This is a genomic window from Gilliamella intestini (assembly GCF_900094935.1).
In the GTDB taxonomy this organism is placed as follows: domain Bacteria; phylum Pseudomonadota; class Gammaproteobacteria; order Enterobacterales; family Orbaceae; genus Gilliamella; species Gilliamella intestini.
Genome location: NZ_FMBA01000008.1, coordinates 52,833 through 74,541 on the forward strand (window position 1 = coordinate 52,833; position 21,709 = coordinate 74,541).

Genomic DNA, 21,709 nt, shown 5'->3' on the forward strand with positions numbered 1-21,709 from the left:
ATGTGGATGCGTGGTGTTTTTTGTTTTGTCGCTGTGTTGTTTTCTTCATTAGCTTTTGCTGAAGAGTCTGCACCAATCATTAATAATGAAGATGATCTTTCACAAGTTGTTCATCAGTTAAGTGATAAAAATGATGAGCTTCGCCAAAATATGGATCTGCAAAAGAATCATTTAACTAATATTGTTAATGAACAAAACAATATCACCACTCAGATTTCTCATGTACAAAATACATTGGCAACGCTTTCTGAGCAAGGCGAGTGGTTGAGCTTTTCGACCACATTGGGCGAAACCCTACGTCAGCAATTATTGCGCTTACCCGAAAAACCAAAATCACAAGCACTTGATGCCGAAATTGCCGAAGCAAAAGCTCAGCAACTTAATTATAGTAATATTTTAACTTCTTTAGATGATTACCCAACATTAACAAGCCCACTTAATAGCGTTAAAGATGCAACGCAATATCGTCGCTTGTTGCGTGAACAAACTGAATTGCTTAAAACGCTTATTTCAGGAACAGATACCACTATTTTAGAATTGACCAAACTAAAAATTGCCAATAAACAATTAACCAATGCAATTGACGAAGTAAACGATGCGGCTCATAGATACTTTTTTTGGGTAGCAAATGTAAATCCTATATCATTGAGTTATCCGATCGATTTAACTAAAGATGTTGTTTATGTGATTTTTTCGATCGATACTCTTTCACAGCTTTATAATGCTAGCATTGAAGTATTAAGCGCACCCAAACCGCTGTTTTTAATCATTTTATCGTTAATGTTTGTTTTTGCACATTTTAAGATGCGCACTAAATATAATACCTTTTTAATTAAATCAGCTAGCCGTGTGGGTAAAGTAACGCAAGATAGTTATTCTTTAACTTTAAAAGTAATTATATTTTCATTAATTATGGCATTACCTATACCAATTTTGTGGGCTGTGTTTGGTTATGCTTTACAGATTAATTCCGATTATCCTGTCGCATTTGCTTTAGGTTATGGTGTGAATGCAGCCGCGCCAATTTTATGGGTATTCATTATTTCAGCTCATTTTGCATCATCTAATGGGCTTTTTATTACCCATTTTGGTTGGTCAGAAGGTAGTGTGCGATCAGCAATGAAATATTATCGTCTTTCAATTTGGCTTGTAATTCCTTTGGCAATGATTGTAATGAGTTTTGACGAATATAATAATCGTCAATTTGCAGCCACCATTGGTCGTACTGCGTTTATTTTTCTTTGCTTTGCACTTGTATTTATGACTAATTCGATCCATCGTGCTGGCGTTCCACTTTATATCGATAAAAAAGGATCAGGTGATAATTTATTAAGTCACATCTTGTGGTTTATTTTATTAAGTGCACCATGGCTAGCCATTATTGCTGCTTGTTTAGGTTATTTATCAACAGCCCAAGTATTACTAGGACGCCTTGAGGCATCAGTTATCATTTGGTTTGCCCTGTTAGTCGTTTATTTTATGATTCGCCGTTGGATGTGGATCCAAAAGCGTCGTATTGAATTTGAACGCACAAAACAACGCCGTCTAGAGCGTATACAACGTGCTAAATCGCATGAAGACGATTCTAATTCACTGAATGAAAATGTCGATGAGCCTGTTATTGATTTAGATGCTATCAGCGCTCAATCTTTACATTTAGTCAGATCAATAATTATGATGATTGCACTCATCAGTATGATTTTACTCTGGTCCGAGTTACATTCAGCTTTTGCATTTATGAATAATATTAAACTGTGGGGAACCAGTGTTATTGTCAATGGTACTGAAATTGAGCAATATATTACTCTTGGTGCGGTATGTATTGCTATTTTAGTGATGACAATTACCGTCCAGTTGGTTAAAAATCTACCTGCTTTATTAGAACTAGGTATTTTACAACATTTAGATTTAGCCCCTGGAACAGGTTATGCAATTTCAACGGTTTCAAAATACATTATTTTGATGATTGGTTGTATGATTGCATTTTCATTTATTGGTATCGACTGGTCAAAAATTCAATGGCTAATTGCTGCACTAGGTGTGGGATTAGGATTTGGCTTACAAGAAATTTTTGCGAATTTTATTTCTGGTTTAATTATTTTATTTGAAAGACCAGTGCGCATTGGTGATACCGTGACAATTCGTGATTTAACTGGCAACATCACCAAAATTAATACTCGAGCTATTACCATTGTTGATTGGGATCGTAAAGAAATTGTAATGCCCAATAAAGCCTTTATTACTGAACAATTGGTGAATTGGTCGTTATCTGATTCGATCACTCGAATTGTATTAACCATTCCTGCAACTATTGATGCTGATAGTGATTTAGTTATCAAGCTTTTACAACAAGCGTCAGATGAATGCGAATATGTGCTTAATGATCCTGAACCGCAAGTATTTTTAGTGGATATTCAAGAAGGAATTCAATTATTTGAATTACGTGTTTTTGCTGCTGAAATGGGGCACCGAATGTTGCTACGAAGCGCTATACATAAACTAATACTTGAAGCTTATCGCAAGCATCATTTAACACTACCATTCCCACCATTGCAAACCAATTTAGAAGCTTTAGGTCGCAAGAGTGGGCGTCGTAGTTATACCATTGGCACGCTTTAACCCAAAAGAGTTTCTAACCAAGGCACACCAAATGCTCCTGGCGCAAGCAATACAAAAGCCCAAACTGGCGCTGAAGCAATGTTTGCTAGATTAAATTTGGTGGTTGGCATATGCATTGTGCCAGCAATTAAAGGTACTATGGCTCGTAATGGTCCAAAAAATCGACCTATAAATACTCCTAACGTTCCATAACGCTGAAAGAATTGCTCGGCACGATAAACTAATTTAGGGTGCTTATTAAGTGGCCATGAAGCAATAACTTGTTGGTGATAGTGTTTACCCAACCAGTAAGAGACTAAATCCCCCAAAATAGCCCCCACTGAAGCAGTAATTAACACTGGTACAAATGATATCGCTCCGCTACCTATCAAAGCTCCCACACCGAATAAAATCGCCGTTGCAGGAACTAAAAGTGAAATAACAGCCAAAGATTCGCCAAATGCCAATAGAAATATAATTGGTAATGCCCAAACTTGATGATGCTCAATAAATTGCATAATTGCTATTGTGATTTCGTGTAGCGACATAAGTTTATGTGTGTAAATTATTAATTGATTATGGCGTGCTATTTTACCATAATACTAATCGTTTAGGACTCAGCACGGTACTTATTGATAGAACATTACAAGGTGTTAACATTTTTTTAGTTTTATTAACGTTTAAGATTATGTTTATCGTAGTCCTAATAAAAATACTCCAATTAATAAGAGACAAATCATGACAGTTGGCATTGAATCAATCCTAGTACGGAAATTTAAAAACGGCGAATTTAAAGTTCCTCAGCTTGATAAACTAGCTGTTGAAAAGCCTGTTGCTTTAATTTATAACGGAATTTCGCATGTTGTGATGATGGCAACACCAAAAGATTTGCATTATTTTGCAGTTGGGTTTTCGTTAACTGAAAATATTATTCAGTCAGTTACTGATATTTATGGTATTGATATTATTGAAAACCCAAAAGGCATAGAAGTACAAATTGAACTTTCATCACGGCGTTTTAGTGAGCTAAAAGAAAAGCGTCGTAATTTAACTGGACGCACAGGCTGCGGTATTTGTGGTAGTGAGCAGATAGACCAAGTCTGCCAAACCATTCCTGCTTTGCCACTAATGAACCAAATTAATTTAGCTGATTTTAGCAATAGCCTAAATGATTTATCGCAAGTTCAACATGTTGGTAATCAAACTGGATGCACTCACGCAGCGGTATGGCTCGATTTACAAGGAAAATTTATCGCTGGATTTGAAGATATCGGTCGACATGTAGCTTTAGATAAATTACTTGGATTTAGAGCCATACAATTATCTAATCATCCCAATTATCAACATGGTGTAGTGTTAGTATCAAGCCGCGCTAGCTACGAGATGGTGCAAAAAACAGCTAATTGTGGCGTGGAATTTTTATTAGCTGTTTCGGCCGCAACTTCAATGGCGGTTGATTTGGCTAAACAGTGTAATTTAACTTTGGTTGGATTCTTTAGAGGAAATAACAGCGTTATTTATTCTGGTGATGATCGTTTAGTTTAATCACTATTCTTGTTTTGAATAATTTGGGAAAATAAATTAATTTTAAATATAACAAATTGAATAATAAATAAAAAACAATTTTTTATTTAGTTCACTCTAAGATATCGCAATTCACACCTTTCATTATTGGACAAATATCATCATAATATATGCGAAAAACAGCAATTGCTTTGTTTTTTAATTATTTTATAAACCATTGCTCAATAAAATTAAGCAACTGGTTATTATTTTTTATTATCTAGTTTCATCTTAGCATCTAATTTTTAAAAGGGTACTATCATGCATCAAATATCAGACATTCAACAAGCCGTTAACTATATTCAACAACAAACAGACAAAAAACCAACAATTGGGATTATTTTGGGTTCAGGTTTAGGTCCTTTTGCCGACACTCTTGAAGATGCTGTGCATATCAGTTACGACAATATCCCTCATTTTGCCAAATCAGCGGCTGTTGGTCATGCTAATGAATTAGTAATAGGAAAAAGTAGCAATAAAACCATTGTTGCGATGAAAGGACGTTTTCACTACTACGAAGGATTTACTTTAGATCAAGTTACCTTTCCTGTGCGTGTCATGAAAATGCTTGGCGTTGAAAAACTGATTATTACCAATGCTTGTGGTGCAGTAAATACTGGATTCAAACCAGGTGATTTAATGCTTATCACCGATCACATCAATTTAACCGCCAACAATCCATTAATGGGACCAAATAATCCAGAATTGGGAGTCCGTTTTTTAGACGTAAGTGAAGTTTACAATAAACAATTACGCTCAATTGTTGTAGATGTAGCAAAAGAACTAAATGTAACTTTACAACAAGGTGTCTATGCGTGGTGGACTGGCCCTACATATGAAACTCCTGCTGAAATTAGAATGATCCGCGTTTTAGGTGCTGATGCTGTTGGTATGTCAACCGTGCCTGAAGCAATTATCGCACATCACTCTGGTATTAAAACTATCGGAATTTCATGTCTAACTAATATGGCTTGTGGAATTTTAGATCAACCTCTAGGACACGAAGAAGTGATTGAAACAGCCGAACGAGTTAAATCAACTTTTTTACAACTTATTACTAAAACGATTGAGCGTTTTTAACCAATACTTTTTATTTGTGGTTCTATAAAAAGTTTACTTTATTTTAGGAACAAATAATGGGCATAAAAAATAGATTAGAATTAATGATGTTTCTCCAATATTTTATTTGGGGAAGTTGGCTAACCACATTTGGTGCTTATCTATTTAATACATTACACTTTTCTGGTGTTGAAGTATCTATGATTTTTAGTACTAAAGGTTTAGCCTCTTTAATTACGCCATTTATTATTGGTATCATTGCTGATAAATTTTTGCAAGCTAAATATCTTTATATGTTTTGTCACTCTGTTTGTGCCATTGCACTTTTTTATGCTGCATCAATTAATAATTCAGCTATTTTATTTTGGGTTATGTTAGTCAATGCGTTAGCATTTATGCCAACTATTGCATTATCAAACTCAATTAGTTATCACTGTTTAGACAAAGATAATTTAGATACTGTCACTCTATTTCCCAAAATACGCGTATTTGGCACCGTCGGTTTTATCATTGCGATGTGGACCGTTAGTTTATGTAAATTCGAATTAAGTAATACTCAACTCTATATTGCTAGTGTTGCATCTGTTGTACTTGTAATTTATAGCACAACATTGCCTAATATTACTGTATCAAAAAGTAAAAAACAGTCTTGGGTTTCTCATTTAGGGTTAGATGCCTTTGTGTTATTCAAAAACCCAGTAATGGCGGTATTTTTCCTTTTTGCTATGTTACTTGGGGCAATATTACAAATCACCAATACCTTTGGTGGGGCATTTTTACATGACTTTGATAAAATACCTGAATTTAAAGAAAGCCTAGTTGTTCAGTACCCAGCTATTTTATTGTCATTTTCACAAATGGCTGAAGTCGCATTTATTTTGACTATCCCATTTTTTCTCAAAAAATTTGGCATCAAAAAAGTCATAATGATAAGCATAATTGCTTGGACGCTTAGATTTGGTTTATTTGCGTTTGGCGATCCAACTCCTTTTGGCTTTGTTTTGTTAATGCTTTCAATGATCGTCTATGGCTGTGCGTTTGACTTTTTTAATATTTCTGGCTCTATTTTTATTGAAAAAGAAGTTAGCTCAAATATTCGAGCCAGCGCTCAAGGACTATTTATGACAATGGTAAATGGTATTGGTGCTTATTTTGGCTCGATTTTAAGCGGTTTTATCGTTGACATGTGTACACATAATGGCATTAAAGATTGGCAAACAATTTGGCTAATTTTTGCATCTTATGCGCTTGTACTTGGTATTGTTTTTTATTGTTCATTTAATTATGAACATACTAAAGACCGATCTGATGTATAACTATTTATTCATATTAATGAATATTTAAAATATTATTTGTCATTTTAATTTATAAAAAGCCATAAGGGGTATTACCCCCCTAAGGGCTTTTATTGTTTTTTATTTCCATAATTTTGGACAATTTTTTTAGTTTGATGAGATTTAAATATGCAATATAAATTTTTAGGCGGTTTTCTGGTTTTTTTAGGAGCATGTAGCTTTGGTGTGCTCTCTTCTATTGTGAAAACAGCCTATAAGGCAGGCTATTCGCTCGGTGAAGTTACTGGAGTACAATGTTTTTTAGGGATGTTAATGTTGTGGAGCATTTACTTTATTGTAAAAAAAATACACAATCGAAAACTATCAACATCAGTTGACACATCAATGGCGACTTCAACCACAATAAAAAAGCAATCCTCTAAAAAATGGAAAGTTTGTGCTGTTGGTATTTTTCCTGGATTGGTTGGTATCTGTTATTACCAATGTGTGCAACTAGTTCCTGCCTCAATTGCCATTATTTTATTAATGCAATATTTGTGGATCAGCGTGATTATCGATTTTGTTATTTTTAAAAACAAGCCAAGCATAATTCAGCTAATAGCGATTATTGTCATTATTGTAGGTAGTAGTTTAGCAGCAGGTATTTTTAATCAAGATATTAGCTTAAATTTGACCGGTTGCTTTTTTGGTTTTTTAGCAGCATTAATGTATTCACTTTTTATTAGCACTAGCAGCAATATTGGTAATGAGTTACCTAAACTTGAAAAAAGTGCGTTAATGATTACTGGGGCATGTATTATTACGTTTTTAATTTTTCCACCTTTATTTTTTTTCAAACTTAATATTAGCGATAAGTTATATCAATTAGGTTTTTTATTGGCACTACTTGGAACTGTACTACCACCTTTTTTATTTTCAGTAGGAATTCCAAGAATTGGTATTTCATTAAGTGCGATTTTATCTGCAGCTGAACTGCCTGTTGCAGTCACTTGTTCCTATTTTTATTTGCAAGAGTCAGTCCATTTTAATCAATGGATTGGGGTAGGTATTATTTTATTGGCTATTGCTTTACCTAACTTAAAGCATATCAAAAAAATTGATTAATTTTAAATTATTAGGCCGGGAAAAAGCCCGGCTTTTTAATTTAATAGCTTTAATAGTCAAACATAATAAACATTATTATGGTAGATTTGTTCGCTTTCTTTATTACATATTTATCTGTAAAATTTTAAGAAAAATTTTCTAAGAAAAAATTAAATTTAGCAATATTATTGAACTTTTTAAAATTAAATATGTCTTATCGAAGTAGTTATTGTAAAACAGTATTAATAATATTCCGTAGTTAACCTTTAAAGCAGGTTTGTGTATAAATAATATTATTTATATTAAAACCTAAACCGTTTTTCCTGATAGTAGCGATAGTAGCTGTTCTTTTAATGTTTTATTTTTTAAGCTTTCATACTTTGAAATTTAAATTCATTACTTTAAATATCTAATATATAAATCATTAAACATTTAATTTATTGTTTATTTTTTATATTTAAGCATTATGTTAACTTAAAACATTTTATATAAAAAGTGATATTTATTATTTAGGATTTTATTATCTTTTTATTCTAATTAAAAAGGAAATTGCAGAATGAAGACATATAAAAAACCGTTATTTACTTTAGTACATAGCAATGATGCAATACCAGAACACAGAACACTGGCTTATTTAGATCCTACATTAAATTATTATACAGATCATATCGATGAGATTATTGCCTTACGCGTTAAAGAGCTTAAATTACATCATTCAGAATACAGGGAATATCACGATATTAACAAAGCCAATAAAAAAGGATTTTCTTTTATTTTTAGTGAAATATTTGAGTCAGAGCATCATAAAAAACAAATTGGCATGCTAAAAGATGATATCGCCATTGCTAAAGAGTCAAACAAAGTAAAGGAATTATTAAATAGTCGGATAAAAGAAATTGCTAATGTTTATCCTGAATTACAATTTAATTTTAATGATATGCAAGTTTTACCAACTAGAGTAAAAGAGCACCTGTTTGCTCCGCCTTTAATCTTAACTGAAGATAATGCCATTATGCTTTGGGATGATTAAAAAGACATTTTTAACAATAATTAATGAAAGAACAATAATTAATAAAAGCCATAATTTACAGGGATTGCTCCCTGTAAATTATTTTTACCAGACATTATATAGTTAACTATTAAAAGCGCTTTCACCATGGCTATTGATGTCTAGCCCTTCTCGTTCATGCTCTTCAGACACCCTTAATCCAACACAGATATCTGCAATTTTATAAGCAATAAAGGCCACTACAGCTGTCCAAATTACGCAAGTAATGACACTCATTACTTGAATTCCAACTTGGCTTATCATTGTGATACCTTCTGCATAACCAACTCCACCAAAAGATTCTGATGCGAAGATACCTGTTAATATACAGCCGACAATACCACATACGCCATGTACTCCAAATACATCACAGGTATCATCAACTTTTAGAATTCTCTTAAGTGTTGATACTCCCCATACTCCAGCAAAACCACAAATAAGACCAATTAACATAGCACCACCAACACCAACAAGGCCCGCTGCGGGTGTTACGCCAACTAATCCTGCTATCACTCCAGATACTGAACCAAGGCATGATGGCTTGCCTCGTAAAAGCCATTCAGCTAAGGTCCATGCCAGAACTGCAGCGGCTGTTGCAGCAACTGTGTTAATAAAAGCTAAACCTGCAATTTCGTCAGCATGAGTTGATGAGCCGGCATTAAAACCAAACCAACCAATATAAAGGATTGCCGCACCAAGATAAACATAAGGTAAGTTAAATGGTTTGAGAGGTTCGCGGTTATAACCAATACGGTTTTTAATCAAATATGCACCTATTATTCCTGCAATCGCAGCGTTAATATGCACAACCGTACCGCCAGCAAAGTCAAGCGCACCTTCATCAGCTAAGATACCGCCACCCCATACCATGTGAGCCATAGGAATATATGAAAATGTAAACCATAACACCATAAAGATTAATACAGCTGAAAATCGAATTCGTTCAGCAAAAGCGCCTGGAATTAAACAACAGGTAATGCAAGCAAATGATCCTTGAAATGCGACCCAAATAAATTCATAAATTGATCCCGAAACATCTGTAATACCAATACCCGTTAATAAAAAATGGTTAAAATTGCCATAAAACCAATTCCCTTCACCAAAAGAGAGTGAATAACCATAAGTAATCCACAATACAGCAATAAGCGAAAAGATAACAAGCACTTGAGATAACATCGATAACACGTTTTTAGAACGTAATAATCCACCATAAAATAAAGCAATTCCAGGAACAGACATAAAAAGAACTAAGGCGGTACAGATCATCATAAATCCGTTATCAGCTTTATCAACGATGGCGCTTTCATCTGCAAAAACGGAACTTGAGAATAAAATAATTAAAGAAAAAATGATTTTTTTCAACATAATGATATCCTTAACAATAATTTATAACGCCGATTCGTCAGTTTCACCTGTGCGTATACGCACGACATGCTCAAGTGAAGTAACAAAAATTTTGCCATCACCAATTTTACCTGTGTATGCAGCTTTGGTTATGATGTTAATGACTTCATCAATCTGCTCATCACTAATAGCTAAATCTATTTTAACTTTAGGCAAAAAATTAACATTATATTCAGCACCTCGATATAACTCAGCATGACCTTTTTGTCGACCAAAACCTTTGACTTCAGTAACAGTTAATCCTGTGATGCCTATATTAGATAATGCTTCTCGAACTTCTTCTAATTTGAAAGGTTTTATAACTACAGTGACTAATTTCATTAATTACTCCTAATAAATATGAGATACAAAATCAATTATGCAAAGAGCGTGCCAAAATTGAGGAATTGAATAAAATTGAGTAATTTAAGTAGAATTACTAACAAATAGAAAAGGTAGCCGTTATAAAACGCAGGTTTAATAGCTTAGGCCTAGTGCTTAGTGACTTAGCTTAAGCTATTAAATGCATAAACAAGCAAAAATATACTTTGATATATTTTTATTGCACTATGCACTCATATGGTGCCGTGTGTGTATTATTGGTGCCGAGTAATTATGATAACTTAATACATAGTAAGGATTAGAACGTTACCATTAACTTACGATATTCATCGTAAGCAAAATGGTCTGTCATACCACTAATATAATCTTGTAATAAGCGACATCGATAGTAAAATTCCATACAAGCAAAATTCGCTTCGTTTGAATTTAATTTACTAATTGCTTGCTTATAAGCTGCACAATGTTTTGAAGATAATTTATGATATAAGCGTGTTTCAATGGGATAGTGCTTGTGATATTCGTTATCAACTAATTTTAAAAAATCATCTGTCGGCATAGCAAGCAACGGACTATAAATATCAAGCAATCCACTAATAATTCGATATCCTTGCAGTTCAATATTTTCGACCGATTCATGATTAAACACATGTTCAAAGCCAACTGTTTTAAAAATATTAAGCAATTTATATTCTGTACTATGATCTTCAAGTAAGGCATGGTTAAACGAACCATGATAAATTGCTTCTATATTTTCAATAAAACGTTCAGCGGCATGTGGCACCAGTTTGCTAATAGCGTTGACTCGTAAATACATAAAAAATTGGTCAATACCAATAGCATTAAATTCATTCTGTTTTAAATTTTCGTAAGGGCGGTTGACAACAAGATCAAACAAATCACCTTTTTTAAAAGGTCCCCATGCATCGGCTAGATAGGTGTAAAGCTGTTTTACAGTTAAAATCTTCTTCTCAACGGCATCTTCAAGATCAGCAATACAATATGAGATATCATCAGCGGCCTCCATAATATAGGTTAACGGGTAACGATGAAACTGTTTGATATCAAGTTGTTTAGATAACGCTTTTACAAATGGCTCTTCTGATAAATAATAACCTGGTTTTTTCATTAAATAAGAAAATTCAGGTGGTATCAGTTTAGACCAATAAGCAGGTTTAGAATATTTAAGAATTGAGGCAATTTGTGAATAAGTTAAATTAAGGCGTAATATGGAATGAACTAAACGAATTGCTTGAGCATTACCTTCAAAATTTGCTAAATCTTGACGGATTTTAGTTTTAAGTTTTTTAATTTCATCATCATCATTAATGTGTATTTTTAACGCAGGATAAATGGTGTCGTTTTCAAGCCCTAATCGTAAATTAAACCATTGATTAATAGCTGCTTCACCAAAATGACCAAACGGTGGATTGCCTATATCGTGCATTAAGCAAGCCATTTCAACAAGACTTTCAATCGCCATTACGCAATTATCAAGCCCGTATTTTTTTAATTTTCCTATTTTACCAAGGCGGTTGATAATTTCTTTAACAATGTAACGACCTACTTGTTGCACTTCCATAGAATGAGTAAGCCGTGTTCTGACCACTGAGTTACGTTCTAATGGAAAGACTTGCGTTTTTTGTTGAAGACGACGAATAGCAGCTGAATTTATAATACGCCCACGATCACTTTCAAAACAACGCACTATTGAATACTCATCAGATAGTGCTTCACGCTGTTTGCTAGCATAGCGTTGATAATTGATTTTTTGGTTAAAGTTGATCATAGTTCTATCTCTAATTTTATCGCTCTTAATTGGTTTAAATTGCTAAATTGTTGTAATTTTTGTTTGCGCCCACTCAATGCTATTTTGATAATTGCTAGGTAATAGCGGTTTTAGATCCTCTAACGCTTTTAATAATTTACTAGGTTGGTTATGAGTCAAGTTTAAATGCCCAACTTTACGCCCTATTCTTACTTCTTTTTGATACCAATGTAGATGCACCAAATCAATAGATAACCAACTAAGATTTAATTCTGTTCCAATCAGGTTAACCATAACCGATGGTGCAAATACATCGGGCTTAGGAAGTGGCAAACCAAGTATTGCACGAAGATGTAGCTCAAATTGACTTATAGAAGCACCATTTTGTGTCCAGTGACCGCTATTATGTACTCGCGGAGCCAGTTCGTTAATTAGTAATTTATCCCCCACAATAAAGCATTCCATCGCCATTACACCAATATAATTTAATTTGTGCATAATAGAGGCTAGCATTTTTTCGGCTTGTGTTTGCAATAAAGGAGATTGGTTTGGTAGCGCAACACTCATTTTTAAAATGCCATCTTGGTGCAAATTGTTGGTAAGTGGGTAAAATACCGTTTCACCTTTTGCATTACGTGCTCCCACTAATGACATCTCTTTTTCAAATAAGATAGCTTGCTCAACAATTGCATTCTGATAAATATCGTCTGGCACCGTAATTAGGTCATTAATAGCTATACGCCATTGACCTCGCCCATCATAACCACCAGTTCGACGTTTAACAATTAATCGATCGCCAAGTTCAGTAAATAACCTTGACCAATCTTGAGGGTGATCAAGCGAAAACCATTTCGCTGTCGGTAAACCTAGATCGTCAAGTAGCTGTTTTTGCGTTAAACGGTCGGCAATAATAGGAAAGACATCTCGATTAACAAAATGCGGATGTTCAGCTAAAATTTGTGTAAACGAAGTATCTGACCATCGTTCAATTTCGGCCGTTATTACTGACTGTTGATATGGAATAGTAACAGGATCAGCATCTAACCCAACAGGATAGACTTTAATACCTAACGGTTCTCCCGCTTGTTTAAGCATTCGCCCTAGTTGACCATTACCTAATACACAAACAGATTGAGTTTTCATATTATGCATCCACTCTTGGATCTGGGTGATTTAACACTTCATCAGTTTGAGTTAATCGCCATATTGATAAACGTTGATAAATATCTTGATAGTGTAAAGCAAGAATTTGTGCAGCAAGTAATGCCGCATTAGCCGCACCAGCTTTACCTATAGCTAAAGTGCCAACAGGAATACCCTTAGGCATTTGAACAATAGAATAAAGACTATCTACACCACTTAATGCGGCACTTTGCACTGGAACACCCAACACTGGAACAAGCGTTTTAGCGGCTAACATGCCAGGCAAATGAGCGGCACCGCCAGCACCAGCAATAATTACATTAAATCCTTGCTGAGAGGCATTTTCAGCAAAACGAAATAGTTTATCAGGGGTACGATGAGCAGAAACGATTTCAACATGATAAGGAATTGTTAACGCATCAAGAATATCGGCTGCGTGTTGCATAGTAGTCCAATCGCTTTTGGAGCCCATTACAATGGCAATTCTAGGTTGAGTATGCATAGCAAATATATGAATAATTAAAATAAGATGTATACGAAGTATACACTAAAATTTAGTTAATGGGGATAGTGATGGTTTTATCAATTAATAATAAATACATGGAATGGCAGCACTGGTATGTCCACATGTAAATACCCCAAACTTAGTATACAACTCACGTAGAAAATTAAGCTGCTTGTTTTAGTGTTTTATACTCAATCGGCGTCATATTATTTAGTGCTTCATGAGGCCTTTCGGTGTTATAAATCGTTAACCATTCTTCGGTTATTCTCCTTGCTTGCGCTAGGTTGTTAAAAAGATATAAATCTAACACTTCAGTTCGATAAGTCCGATTAAATCGTTCAATGTAACCATTTTGATAAGGGCTACCGGGTTGGATATAATCAATAGCTATACCATGTGATTTAGCCCAATTAATAAACGTGTTTCCGGTGAATTCTGGTCCATTATCGACTCGTATTTTTAATGGATACCCATGATATTCGGCCAGCTTATCTAAGTAACGAGTAACTCTCCCTGCCGGTAAACTTACTGCAATATCAATACCTAGCGCCTCACGATTAAAGTCATCGATGACATTGAATGTCCTAAAGCGACGCTGATTACGGCTACTGTCACTCATAAAATCCATTGACCAACATTCACCTTGTTTATTGGGTACTAATAACATTTCTGGGCATCGTGGAGGAATGCGTTTTTTACGCTTTACCCTGAAATTAAGCTTTAATTCACAATACACCCGTTTATGGTTCCATTTATAGCCAAGCTTTCTGATTCGATTAAAACATTTTGGAAAGCCCCAGCGTAAATGCCGGTCTGTGATAGAATTCAATACCGAAACAATCACCGAATCATCCGGTAACTTAGGTTGATAATGTAAATACCCCAAACTTAGTACACAACTCACGTAGAAAATTAAGCTGCTTGTTTTAGTGTTTTATACTCAATCGGTGTCATGTTATTTAATGCCTCATGCGTTCTTTCGGTATTATAAATCGTTAACCATTCTTCAGTTATTCTCCTTGCTTGTGCTAAGTTGTTAAAAAGATATAAATCGAGTAATTCAGTACGATAGGTACGATTAAATCGTTCAATATAGCCATTTTGATAAGGACTACCGGGCTGGATATAATCAATGGTTATATCATGTGATTTAGCCCAGTTTATCTAAGTAACGGGTAATTCTCCCTACCGTAAGCTTACTGTAATATCAATACCTAGCGCCTCACGATTAAAGTCATCGATGACATTGAATGTCCTAAAGCGACGCTGATTACGGCTACTGTCACTCATAAAATCCATTGACCAACATTCACCTTGTTTATTGGGTACTAATAACCTTTCCGGGCATCGTGGAGGAATACGTTTTTTACGCTTTACCCTGAGATTAAGCTTTAATTCACAATACACCCGATATACCCGTTTATGATTCCATTTATAGCCGAGCTTTTTGATACGATTAAAGCATTTAGGAAAGCCCCAGCGTAAATGCCTGTCCGTGATAGCATTCAACACCGAAATAATCACTGAATCATCCGGTAACTTAGGTTGATAATAGTAAGCACAACGGCTTAAGCCAACAATGGCACAACTCATAGCAATAGTAACCGAATGATTTTGTTGTAGTTGCTGTGCCCACATTTTACATGCCTTTGTGGGCACTAAAGCTTTTTTATTATTTCTTCCTGCAGCTGGGATTTTAAGCTCAGTTCGGCAAACATCTGTTTAAGCTTACGGTTTTCAGCCTCCAGCTCCTTTAAGCGTTTGATATCCGAAGTTTCCATTCCGCCGTATTTTTCTCGCCATTTATAGAAAGTTGAATTACCATGCCATATTTACGGCACAGTTCTTTAACCGGAATACCCGCTTCAGCTTCTTTTAAAATAGCGACAATTTGATGTTCAGTCATTTTTTTCATAATTAAATCCCCTTTTCTTTTATCATAGAGAATTTTCTACTTTTTTGCTGTACTATTTTAGGGGATAGTTACAATTTTTGGGATTCCAATCTGAATTCAATGTTACCTGTACCGAAATGTTTCCGACCATTAAAGTTGCCATTTGTTGATCTAAATATTGATTTCTCGGTTGAGAATACTAATTCTTAACAAATTTCCCATATTTAACTTTTATTGTTGGTACAAATTTTGCTAGCGGAGTTTCGCTAATAAATTTATCAATTCCATTTTTAATAATCATTGAAGCTATTTCTCCTTTCAATGGTCCTTCTTCAATTTTAAATACTACTCTATCACGCTTATCATTTAAGCTCATTAAAGTTAATTTCGTGTATTTGCAAATAGCATATTTTTTTTGATTTCTATGAACACGAATAAAAACCCAACCACTTTCTCCTACTTTGTTAACATAATTTGTTGCTGTTTTTCTACTTCAAATAATTGGTCTATCTGTTTCGATTTACTTAAATCCGCATACCATTCACTTTCATGGTCAACTAATAATAAAAGATTAAATGTTTGGGTGAAAATGTCAGCTTTTTTCGTTATTCCGTTAAAATGTTTAGTTCTAATATAGCCACATTAAGAGCCTCGTTAGGAGAGCAGCTGTTTTTATTTTTCTACCTTAATAAATTTTCCTTTATCATTAATGATATAATTTGTTTTATCTAATAATTTAGGTAACTTATTATCTCGATATTCAACCTTATTAAGAGTAACAAGGTAATTCTTATCAATAGCATATTCAATCAAAGTTACTCCATCTTCCATCTCATAATTTTCGCCTATTTCTAATCTATCAATAATATTTAAATCATTTGACAAGCTGATTAATGATAATTTAGGATAACCAGCAATGGAATATGAAGATAACAATATCAATTTTGTTTCTTTGTATCTCTTTAATTTTATTGCTTTCAAATTACCATCATCTATCATCCCTTTAAAAAAATAATTAAATTCATCAGGTATGGACAAAAAACCATCTTTTTCATCTGGGGGAAAGTAGCGATTGACTAATGGTAGATTAGCTGTATTGAATTTGTTATATAAATCCGAAAAATCATGATGTGTTTTTTGTTTATCTTTAAAGGTTAAAATGAATTCGTCATTACTAAATAAAAAGAGATAATCAGACATAAGTACCAAAGATTGGTTTAAATTATACTGTTGCGGTAAAGTCATAAATGTAAGATATTGTTTTTTTTGTTTATTATCAGTTAAATTTAAGCGCTCTAATTCTTCTTGCAATAAGCTATGAACATTTGGTGATAATTTTTCTTTTGTTTCTCGCACTTCAATCACATTATGTTCGTCAATTATTAGTTTATTATTTGAACTTTTAACTGATATATCTTTTGATTCTTCAAGTAGTGCCAGTAATTTTTCGATTTGAATTGAATGATCTGATAAATAAGTGATATCAACTAATTGCCATTTTATCTCATTAGCATTTGTCATTAACGGAAAAAAACAATACAAACATACAAAGATAAATCTAATTGTAATTTTTAACATTATTAACCTCTTTTATAATTTATTTAGGCTATTTATTAATAAGTGTAATTAATTTTTCTTTATTTAAAGTTATCGCATCGGTACAAAAATACTTATCTAATAAATATTGCTTTTCAAATGATCTAACATCCATATGAATCCAACTATAAGTATATCCAATTATAGGTTTGTCATTGGCATCCAAGCCTATTGGTTCTGTTGTAAAAAGATTCTTTTCCTTCCAATTATTTTGTGCGTTAAGATAAGTTACAAAAAAGTTATCACGAATATATAGTAAAGGTGCAATATTATTTTTATTTAGTCCTCCGATAGTCCATGTACCTTTATAAAATTGAATATCTAATGCTTTTTCTCTGTGATTAGCTGTTTTTCCATCTGAGTGGGAATGACAGCAATAACCAGATGAAATGTCTATAAATTTATAGACATTTTGTCTACTAAAATAAAACATTAAAGCACAAAATCCAAATAATAATGATCTGTGTATACCAGGAAATTCATAAGTATTATATCGTTCTGGTGAAGTATTTGTTCCTAAACCATTACCAAATCCACTACATTTTTTAGGATAACAACGAGAGTTTGATGCGCTGTTCTTTTTCTAGTTGCCAGTTTGATTTGACATGTTCAGGCGCTTCATCCACTTTTTTCATAGCAATATCACGCTGATAAGGTTGGGTGATGCCCAATTTATCTAATTCCGCTTCAATAATCTCTTTTTGTTGTTGTTTTTCTTCTTCAAATAAGTCATCAACTTCGTTCCATTTGCTTAATGCTTCATCGGCATACCATTCACTTTCATATTTCACCTGTAAATGTCCTATCTGCTCCGCTGTCTAGCTTCTGCGTAATCCTTCTTTTAAATAGTTATCAGTAAAAGCAGGTAGTGTTTCTTTATCCTGAGCTGAATACCTCAGTGTTTCAGTTAAAATTTGATATAATTCCTGCATCGCTAGCGTGTAATCTTCTTGTTCACCTAAACGAACTTTACTGCCTTTAAGCAATAAACCCACAATCTTTGTGTTTTTTCCCTTTTTGCGTATCACGCTGCCGGCAATGGTTTCTGCTTTTTTCATCAGCTGTAACTGATGATGTAATTAACTTCAGAAATAATAAAATAAAATGTAATTTAATTATTGTTGGTTTTTTCTTTAATATATCCATCTTGATTTAAATAATAATGCTTAATTGTTAAATTATTATTATATTCTGTTGTAACGGTAATGATAAAATCCTTTGAAATGGTAAAATATGTTTTTTCAATTAGATTTTTATTATTTCCTGGTTCGTACCATTCACCTTCAACGTATAAATCTGATCGTATTTGATTATCTTTTATTGTTAATAAATAAAGTCTGTAAGGGAAATCACCACAATCCTGTGGTACTAAAATAACATTAATGTCATTTTTTGAAGGTATAGGTATATAACGAAAATCTATCTCACAATTCCATGATTCTAAATCTTCAACTTTACAATTTTCATTATTGGCTAAGTTATATGACACATTTTTATGTGCTTTATTTAATGGCAAAGTGTCTGTGCTTTTTTCAAAACAGGCATTTTTATTATTTTGTTGAATAGGGGGTTCTTGTGCATAAGCAAAAAAAGGAATTAAACCGAATACTAAATAAATTATATAGTTATTTATCATAATATCTCCTAAAGTTATTCATTAGCTATTTTTTATAATAATGAAGCCAATGGCTTACCATTTAACGTTTCAGAATCTTTACAAAAATATTCATCTTTTAAATAAATTTGGTCAAATTGTCTTACGTCATAATGCACCCAACTAGTTGCTCCTTTTCTAGCAGACTCTAAATTAAAAATATTATTTTGCCCTGCCTTCCAATCCCACTTTGCTCCTAAATATTTATTAAATATTTCTTTACGTAATTTATTCATATCATTACATGAGCTTGTCCTGACGCCATTTTTATTAAAATGTATATCTAAAGCCTTTCCTTTATGGTTTGTAGTCCGTCTATTTGTTTGAAGATTTCGATCATAACACCTATATCCTGATGAAATTTTTCTAAAACTATAAACTGAATTTTCTTTTTGTAAGTAAAATATTACGGTTTTTAATGCCCATAATAATGATCTGTGTATACCAGGATACTCATACCTATGAGTTGCTTCTAATTTTACACCGTAGTACATATCTTTATGTCTACTTTTACCAAATCCAGCAAGTCTGATATTAATTTCCCGAATAATTTCATCCTTATCACCCTTTTTGAAAAGGATTTTGTTTCCTGCAAAATAATCCACCATCGCTACGGGATGAATAAACCATGCCTTGCCGTCAGTTGATAGATTAGACAGTTTAGGGGTATTAAGCTGTAATAGTCTTTACTTAATTATTGTGACATTTTACGACTCCTTGTCTATCACGATTTTTACATGAAATCGATTCCAATAACTTGAAGTGCCCACTATCATCAATTTTATAATGTCTCCATTTTTCAATACGTTGTGTTTCGTCACTACCAACATTATTTAATAACCAAACATTCTTAAAATTTTTATCAATATAGTAATACTGTGAAAAAGCAGCCGATTCTAAAATTTTTTCTTTAAAAATTGATAAGTTATCTATTAATTTATTATTTTTTTCAATATTCAAAAATATTTCGAAATCAAACTCTCCATGCTGCTTTTTAGTTAAATTGTATCGATATTCTCCTCTTTGATATATCTCTTTCTTTTTGTTAAATAAAGTGTCACTAACTTTACCAAAGTATTGACCTAATTCGTTTAAATCACACTCATTGGCAAAGTAAGAATTATAATAAGATCCATCATCGGGAAAATCACACTTCTTATTCATATCCTCTACAATTTTTTTATTTGTCAACATGGGATGACCAAACCAACTAAATTCCCGATTTGGTATCTTATAATTAAATCCTCGATAAGTTATGGGCGATTCATTATTTTTTTTTCAAGTGCTTCGAAAATATTATTAAGTGACCTGACTTAGTTAGAAAAACAAAATAATTATCGATCTTTATTAAATCAGTTAAACCCGCTTTCAAGCATAAATTATCGTCATGATTATTAGGAAAGTTTATTGCCTCAAATTGATCTCCTAAAAGGATCCCTTCTTCTGAGAAAATTTTTTTATATTTTTCTACTTTTTCTGGAGTTTTCCAATAAGATAAAGGTGTAGTAAGATTTGTTGATGTTTCATAGTGGATAAGACAAATTGTATCAACTATAATATCTCCAGCAATTAATATTAGTTTAATTTGCGAATAATTTTCTGTTAAAAATTGTCTGTCATAATCTAATTCATTACCAAAAACAGAATTTTTGGAAACTTTATAATAATCCCAATAATAATCCCAAATATCCGGTGATTCATTTGAATGTACATTTCCTACAGAAAAAATAAAAAATACAATCAAAGTTAAAAAAATTTTTTTCATTTCACATTATCCTGCTAATTTAAATTTTCGAATTGTCCTATTACTCCTGGATTAAAACATGAAGTGCAATTTTAAACACGGTGGAGTTAAGAAAGTAGAAAGGTGATTTATACTAGCTACTTCGCACCACCACAGTTTGGAGATTGCTATGCATTATAATCACCTTTCTAGGAAGGAAAGATACCAGATTTTCGTATTATTACAAGTTGGAAAGAATAAAAAAGAGATAGCCCAGCTACTCAATAGACATCCTTCGACAATAAGTCGAGAGCTAAAAAGAAACTCAAAACCTAATCAAGCCTATCAAGCGCATGAAGCAGTGACACTTGCTCGGAAAAGGCGAAAAAACAGCAGTAATGGTAAGCCAATAGAGGCTTCGGTATGGCGTCAAGTTGAAAAATACCTCATGCTTTATTACAGCCCAGAGCAGATTGCTGCACGTTTAAAGAAAGTCAGCGTCCAATCAATCTATAACTACCTTTATCTGTAGTGCTCTTCATAACGGTAATCAGTGCCATAGGTGGTGGTACTTTTCGGTTGGGTATTGATGTCTTTGTGCAAATCCGTATTGGCGGTTCGATAGTTATAATCATTTACCTCAGCTGATGAGGCCACCACGGCACTGTGTAAGCGAATATCCCAAACGCTTTCGGTGCCACCATCTAAGGTGCCACTCGGTGGTTTGTTATCTATGTCGGCAACCTGAGCATAACCTTGCTCATAATCACTTAGCACCATGACATCACAGTTGTGCTCAGCATGGGTTTCAAAGCGAAACCAAATCCCCACATCCGCCAATAAGCGTTGTATGAACTCAAGGTCACTTTCTTGCCATTGGGTAATAAATTCTCGGGACGGGTAGGTGTCTTTTAATTCCAAGCGGTAATCAATGCCGGTAAAACCATGACTGCTCAGTATCAATTGGACCACACTGACCACGCTTTGGTTTTGAAAAATGGCACACTGTTTTTTCATGGCTAACAGGGCTAATCGGGATGATAAAATAGCTTGATAAT

24 protein-coding genes and 1 pseudogene are annotated in these 21,709 nt (G+C 33.4%); 7 read left to right on the top strand and 18 right to left on the bottom strand.

Annotated features, from left to right (window positions below):
* Positions 1-6 precede the first annotated feature (6 nt).
* On the top strand, positions 7-2,619 hold the full coding sequence (mscM, locus tag GA0061080_RS03555) for a miniconductance mechanosensitive channel MscM (protein WP_167349173.1): 2,613 nt from the start codon (positions 7-9) through the stop codon (positions 2,617-2,619).
* On the opposite strand, the gene GA0061080_RS03560 is transcribed toward mscM, so the two are convergent.
* Positions 2,616-3,146, bottom strand: a complete 531-nt coding sequence (locus tag GA0061080_RS03560) for a DedA family protein (protein ID WP_091121160.1) — start codon at positions 3,144-3,146, stop codon at positions 2,616-2,618. The two genes, mscM and GA0061080_RS03560, sit on opposite strands and share 4 nt — an antisense overlap.
* A 190-nt stretch (positions 3,147-3,336) precedes the next feature.
* Between GA0061080_RS03560 and fdhD the strand changes: the two genes are divergently transcribed.
* From fdhD to GA0061080_RS03585, 5 genes are all read left to right on the top strand, one after another.
* Positions 3,337-4,143, top strand: coding sequence for a formate dehydrogenase accessory sulfurtransferase FdhD (gene fdhD / locus GA0061080_RS03565; RefSeq protein WP_091121163.1), 807 nt, complete (start codon positions 3,337-3,339; stop codon positions 4,141-4,143).
* Positions 4,144-4,422: 279 nt separating this feature from the next.
* Positions 4,423-5,241: a purine-nucleoside phosphorylase gene (locus GA0061080_RS03570; RefSeq protein WP_091121167.1), complete on the top strand. Its 819-nt coding sequence runs from the start codon at positions 4,423-4,425 to the stop codon at positions 5,239-5,241.
* Between the two features lie 56 nt (positions 5,242-5,297).
* Positions 5,298-6,536 (top strand): nucleoside permease, encoded by a 1,239-nt coding sequence (locus GA0061080_RS03575; protein WP_091121170.1) that lies wholly within the window; start codon positions 5,298-5,300, stop codon positions 6,534-6,536.
* Positions 6,537-6,683: 147 nt separating this feature from the next.
* Entirely contained in the window at positions 6,684-7,619 is a 936-nt protein-coding gene (locus GA0061080_RS03580; protein WP_091121174.1) for an EamA family transporter, read from the top strand.
* Positions 7,620-8,154: 535 nt separating this feature from the next.
* Positions 8,155-8,628 carry a hypothetical protein gene (locus GA0061080_RS03585; protein ID WP_065636850.1) on the top strand — a complete coding sequence of 158 codons (474 nt, stop codon included), beginning with the start codon at positions 8,155-8,157 and terminating at the stop codon, positions 8,626-8,628.
* Positions 8,629-8,730: 102 nt separating this feature from the next.
* Here the strand turns inward: GA0061080_RS03585 and amtB are convergent, their stop codons facing one another.
* From amtB to GA0061080_RS03660, 16 genes and pseudogenes are all read right to left on the bottom strand, one after another.
* Entirely contained in the window at positions 8,731-10,011 is a 1,281-nt protein-coding gene (gene amtB / locus GA0061080_RS03590; RefSeq protein WP_091121179.1) for an ammonium transporter AmtB, read from the bottom strand.
* A gap of 21 nt (positions 10,012-10,032) precedes the next feature.
* On the bottom strand, positions 10,033-10,371 hold the full coding sequence (gene glnK, locus GA0061080_RS03595; protein WP_065636852.1) for a P-II family nitrogen regulator: 339 nt from the start codon (positions 10,369-10,371) through the stop codon (positions 10,033-10,035).
* A gap of 298 nt (positions 10,372-10,669) precedes the next feature.
* A complete protein-coding gene (dgt, locus tag GA0061080_RS03600; RefSeq protein WP_065636853.1) occupies positions 10,670-12,157 on the bottom strand; it encodes a dGTPase in 1,488 nt (495 codons plus the stop codon).
* Positions 12,158-12,199: 42 nt separating this feature from the next.
* Positions 12,200-13,279: a 5-(carboxyamino)imidazole ribonucleotide synthase gene (purK, locus tag GA0061080_RS03605; protein WP_091121183.1), complete on the bottom strand. Its 1,080-nt coding sequence runs from the start codon at positions 13,277-13,279 to the stop codon at positions 12,200-12,202.
* A gap of 1 nt (position 13,280) precedes the next feature.
* Positions 13,281-13,781 carry a 5-(carboxyamino)imidazole ribonucleotide mutase gene (gene purE, locus GA0061080_RS03610; protein WP_091121187.1) on the bottom strand — a complete coding sequence of 167 codons (501 nt, stop codon included), beginning with the start codon at positions 13,779-13,781 and terminating at the stop codon, positions 13,281-13,283.
* Between the two features lie 166 nt (positions 13,782-13,947).
* Positions 13,948-14,670: an IS3 family transposase gene (locus GA0061080_RS03615; protein ID WP_091121191.1), complete on the bottom strand. Its 723-nt coding sequence runs from the start codon at positions 14,668-14,670 to the stop codon at positions 13,948-13,950.
* Positions 14,671-14,696: 26 nt separating this feature from the next.
* Positions 14,697-15,699 (bottom strand): annotated as a pseudogene (locus GA0061080_RS03620) (IS3 family transposase).
* A gap of 178 nt (positions 15,700-15,877) precedes the next feature.
* On the bottom strand, positions 15,878-16,054 hold the full coding sequence (locus tag GA0061080_RS12530; RefSeq protein WP_167349174.1) for a hypothetical protein: 177 nt from the start codon (positions 16,052-16,054) through the stop codon (positions 15,878-15,880).
* A gap of 296 nt (positions 16,055-16,350) precedes the next feature.
* A complete protein-coding gene (locus GA0061080_RS03625; protein ID WP_091121194.1) occupies positions 16,351-17,256 on the bottom strand; it encodes a hypothetical protein in 906 nt (301 codons plus the stop codon).
* A gap of 28 nt (positions 17,257-17,284) precedes the next feature.
* Positions 17,285-17,707, bottom strand: coding sequence for a hypothetical protein (locus GA0061080_RS03630; RefSeq protein WP_091121197.1), 423 nt, complete (start codon positions 17,705-17,707; stop codon positions 17,285-17,287).
* A 112-nt stretch (positions 17,708-17,819) separates the two neighbouring features.
* Complete coding sequence (locus GA0061080_RS03635) at positions 17,820-18,065, bottom strand: hypothetical protein (RefSeq protein WP_091121200.1); 246 nt, start codon at positions 18,063-18,065, stop codon at positions 17,820-17,822.
* A 27-nt stretch (positions 18,066-18,092) separates the two neighbouring features.
* Complete coding sequence (locus GA0061080_RS03640; protein ID WP_091121204.1) at positions 18,093-18,332, bottom strand: hypothetical protein; 240 nt, start codon at positions 18,330-18,332, stop codon at positions 18,093-18,095.
* A 53-nt stretch (positions 18,333-18,385) separates the two neighbouring features.
* The gene (locus GA0061080_RS03645) at positions 18,386-18,910 is read right to left on the bottom strand and encodes a hypothetical protein (RefSeq protein WP_091121207.1); all 525 of its coding nucleotides are present in this window, start codon (positions 18,908-18,910) and stop codon (positions 18,386-18,388) included.
* 32 nt (positions 18,911-18,942) lie between these two features.
* On the bottom strand, positions 18,943-19,536 hold the full coding sequence (locus tag GA0061080_RS03650; protein ID WP_091121210.1) for a hypothetical protein: 594 nt from the start codon (positions 19,534-19,536) through the stop codon (positions 18,943-18,945).
* 82 nt (positions 19,537-19,618) lie between these two features.
* Positions 19,619-20,122, bottom strand: coding sequence for a hypothetical protein (locus tag GA0061080_RS03655; protein WP_091121213.1), 504 nt, complete (start codon positions 20,120-20,122; stop codon positions 19,619-19,621).
* A gap of 73 nt (positions 20,123-20,195) precedes the next feature.
* The gene (locus GA0061080_RS03660; RefSeq protein WP_091121216.1) at positions 20,196-20,693 is read right to left on the bottom strand and encodes a hypothetical protein; all 498 of its coding nucleotides are present in this window, start codon (positions 20,691-20,693) and stop codon (positions 20,196-20,198) included.
* Between the two features lie 148 nt (positions 20,694-20,841).
* On the opposite strand from GA0061080_RS03660, the gene GA0061080_RS03665 reads away from it, so the two are divergent.
* Complete coding sequence (locus GA0061080_RS03665; protein WP_091121219.1) at positions 20,842-21,183, top strand: helix-turn-helix domain-containing protein; 342 nt, start codon at positions 20,842-20,844, stop codon at positions 21,181-21,183.
* Here the strand turns inward: GA0061080_RS03665 and GA0061080_RS03670 are convergent.
* Positions 21,174-21,668, bottom strand: a complete 495-nt coding sequence (locus GA0061080_RS03670) for a phage late control D family protein (RefSeq protein WP_091121222.1) — start codon at positions 21,666-21,668, stop codon at positions 21,174-21,176. The two genes, GA0061080_RS03665 and GA0061080_RS03670, sit on opposite strands and share 10 nt — an antisense overlap.
* Positions 21,669-21,709 lie beyond the last annotated feature (41 nt).

Bases quoted from the DNA above. Each gene is read 5' to 3' on its own strand.
- GA0061080_RS03570 (WP_091121167.1), top strand. From the start codon at position 4,423: ATGCATCAAATATCAGACATTCAACAAGCCGTTAACTATATTCAACAA.
- GA0061080_RS03630 (WP_091121197.1), bottom strand. From the start codon at position 17,707: ATGTTTTATTTTAGTAGACAAAATGTCTATAAATTTATAGACATTTCA.
- purK (WP_091121183.1), bottom strand. From the start codon at position 13,279: ATGAAAACTCAATCTGTTTGTGTATTAGGTAATGGTCAACTAGGGCGA.
- GA0061080_RS03560 (WP_091121160.1), bottom strand. From the start codon at position 3,146: ATGTCGCTACACGAAATCACAATAGCAATTATGCAATTTATTGAGCAT.
- GA0061080_RS03640 (WP_091121204.1), bottom strand. From the start codon at position 18,332: ATGAAAAAAGCAGAAACCATTGCCGGCAGCGTGATACGCAAAAAGGGA.
- GA0061080_RS03625 (WP_091121194.1), bottom strand. From the start codon at position 17,256: ATGTTAAAAATTACAATTAGATTTATCTTTGTATGTTTGTATTGTTTT.
- GA0061080_RS03585 (WP_065636850.1), top strand. From the start codon at position 8,155: ATGAAGACATATAAAAAACCGTTATTTACTTTAGTACATAGCAATGAT.
- GA0061080_RS03660 (WP_091121216.1), bottom strand. From the start codon at position 20,693: ATGAAAAAAATTTTTTTAACTTTGATTGTATTTTTTATTTTTTCTGTA.
- GA0061080_RS03670 (WP_091121222.1), bottom strand. From the start codon at position 21,668: ATGAAAAAACAGTGTGCCATTTTTCAAAACCAAAGCGTGGTCAGTGTG.
- GA0061080_RS03650 (WP_091121210.1), bottom strand. From the start codon at position 19,536: ATGGTGGATTATTTTGCAGGAAACAAAATCCTTTTCAAAAAGGGTGAT.
- GA0061080_RS03655 (WP_091121213.1), bottom strand. From the start codon at position 20,122: ATGTTGACAAATAAAAAAATTGTAGAGGATATGAATAAGAAGTGTGAT.
- GA0061080_RS03645 (WP_091121207.1), bottom strand. From the start codon at position 18,910: ATGATAAATAACTATATAATTTATTTAGTATTCGGTTTAATTCCTTTT.
- mscM (WP_167349173.1), top strand. From the start codon at position 7: ATGCGTGGTGTTTTTTGTTTTGTCGCTGTGTTGTTTTCTTCATTAGCT.
- glnK (WP_065636852.1), bottom strand. From the start codon at position 10,371: ATGAAATTAGTCACTGTAGTTATAAAACCTTTCAAATTAGAAGAAGTT.
- purE (WP_091121187.1), bottom strand. From the start codon at position 13,781: ATGCATACTCAACCTAGAATTGCCATTGTAATGGGCTCCAAAAGCGAT.
- GA0061080_RS03575 (WP_091121170.1), top strand. From the start codon at position 5,298: ATGGGCATAAAAAATAGATTAGAATTAATGATGTTTCTCCAATATTTT.
- fdhD (WP_091121163.1), top strand. From the start codon at position 3,337: ATGACAGTTGGCATTGAATCAATCCTAGTACGGAAATTTAAAAACGGC.
- dgt (WP_065636853.1), bottom strand. From the start codon at position 12,157: ATGATCAACTTTAACCAAAAAATCAATTATCAACGCTATGCTAGCAAA.
- GA0061080_RS03665 (WP_091121219.1), top strand. From the start codon at position 20,842: ATGCATTATAATCACCTTTCTAGGAAGGAAAGATACCAGATTTTCGTA.
- GA0061080_RS12530 (WP_167349174.1), bottom strand. From the start codon at position 16,054: ATGAGCTTAAATGATAAGCGTGATAGAGTAGTATTTAAAATTGAAGAA.
- GA0061080_RS03580 (WP_091121174.1), top strand. From the start codon at position 6,684: ATGCAATATAAATTTTTAGGCGGTTTTCTGGTTTTTTTAGGAGCATGT.
- amtB (WP_091121179.1), bottom strand. From the start codon at position 10,011: ATGTTGAAAAAAATCATTTTTTCTTTAATTATTTTATTCTCAAGTTCC.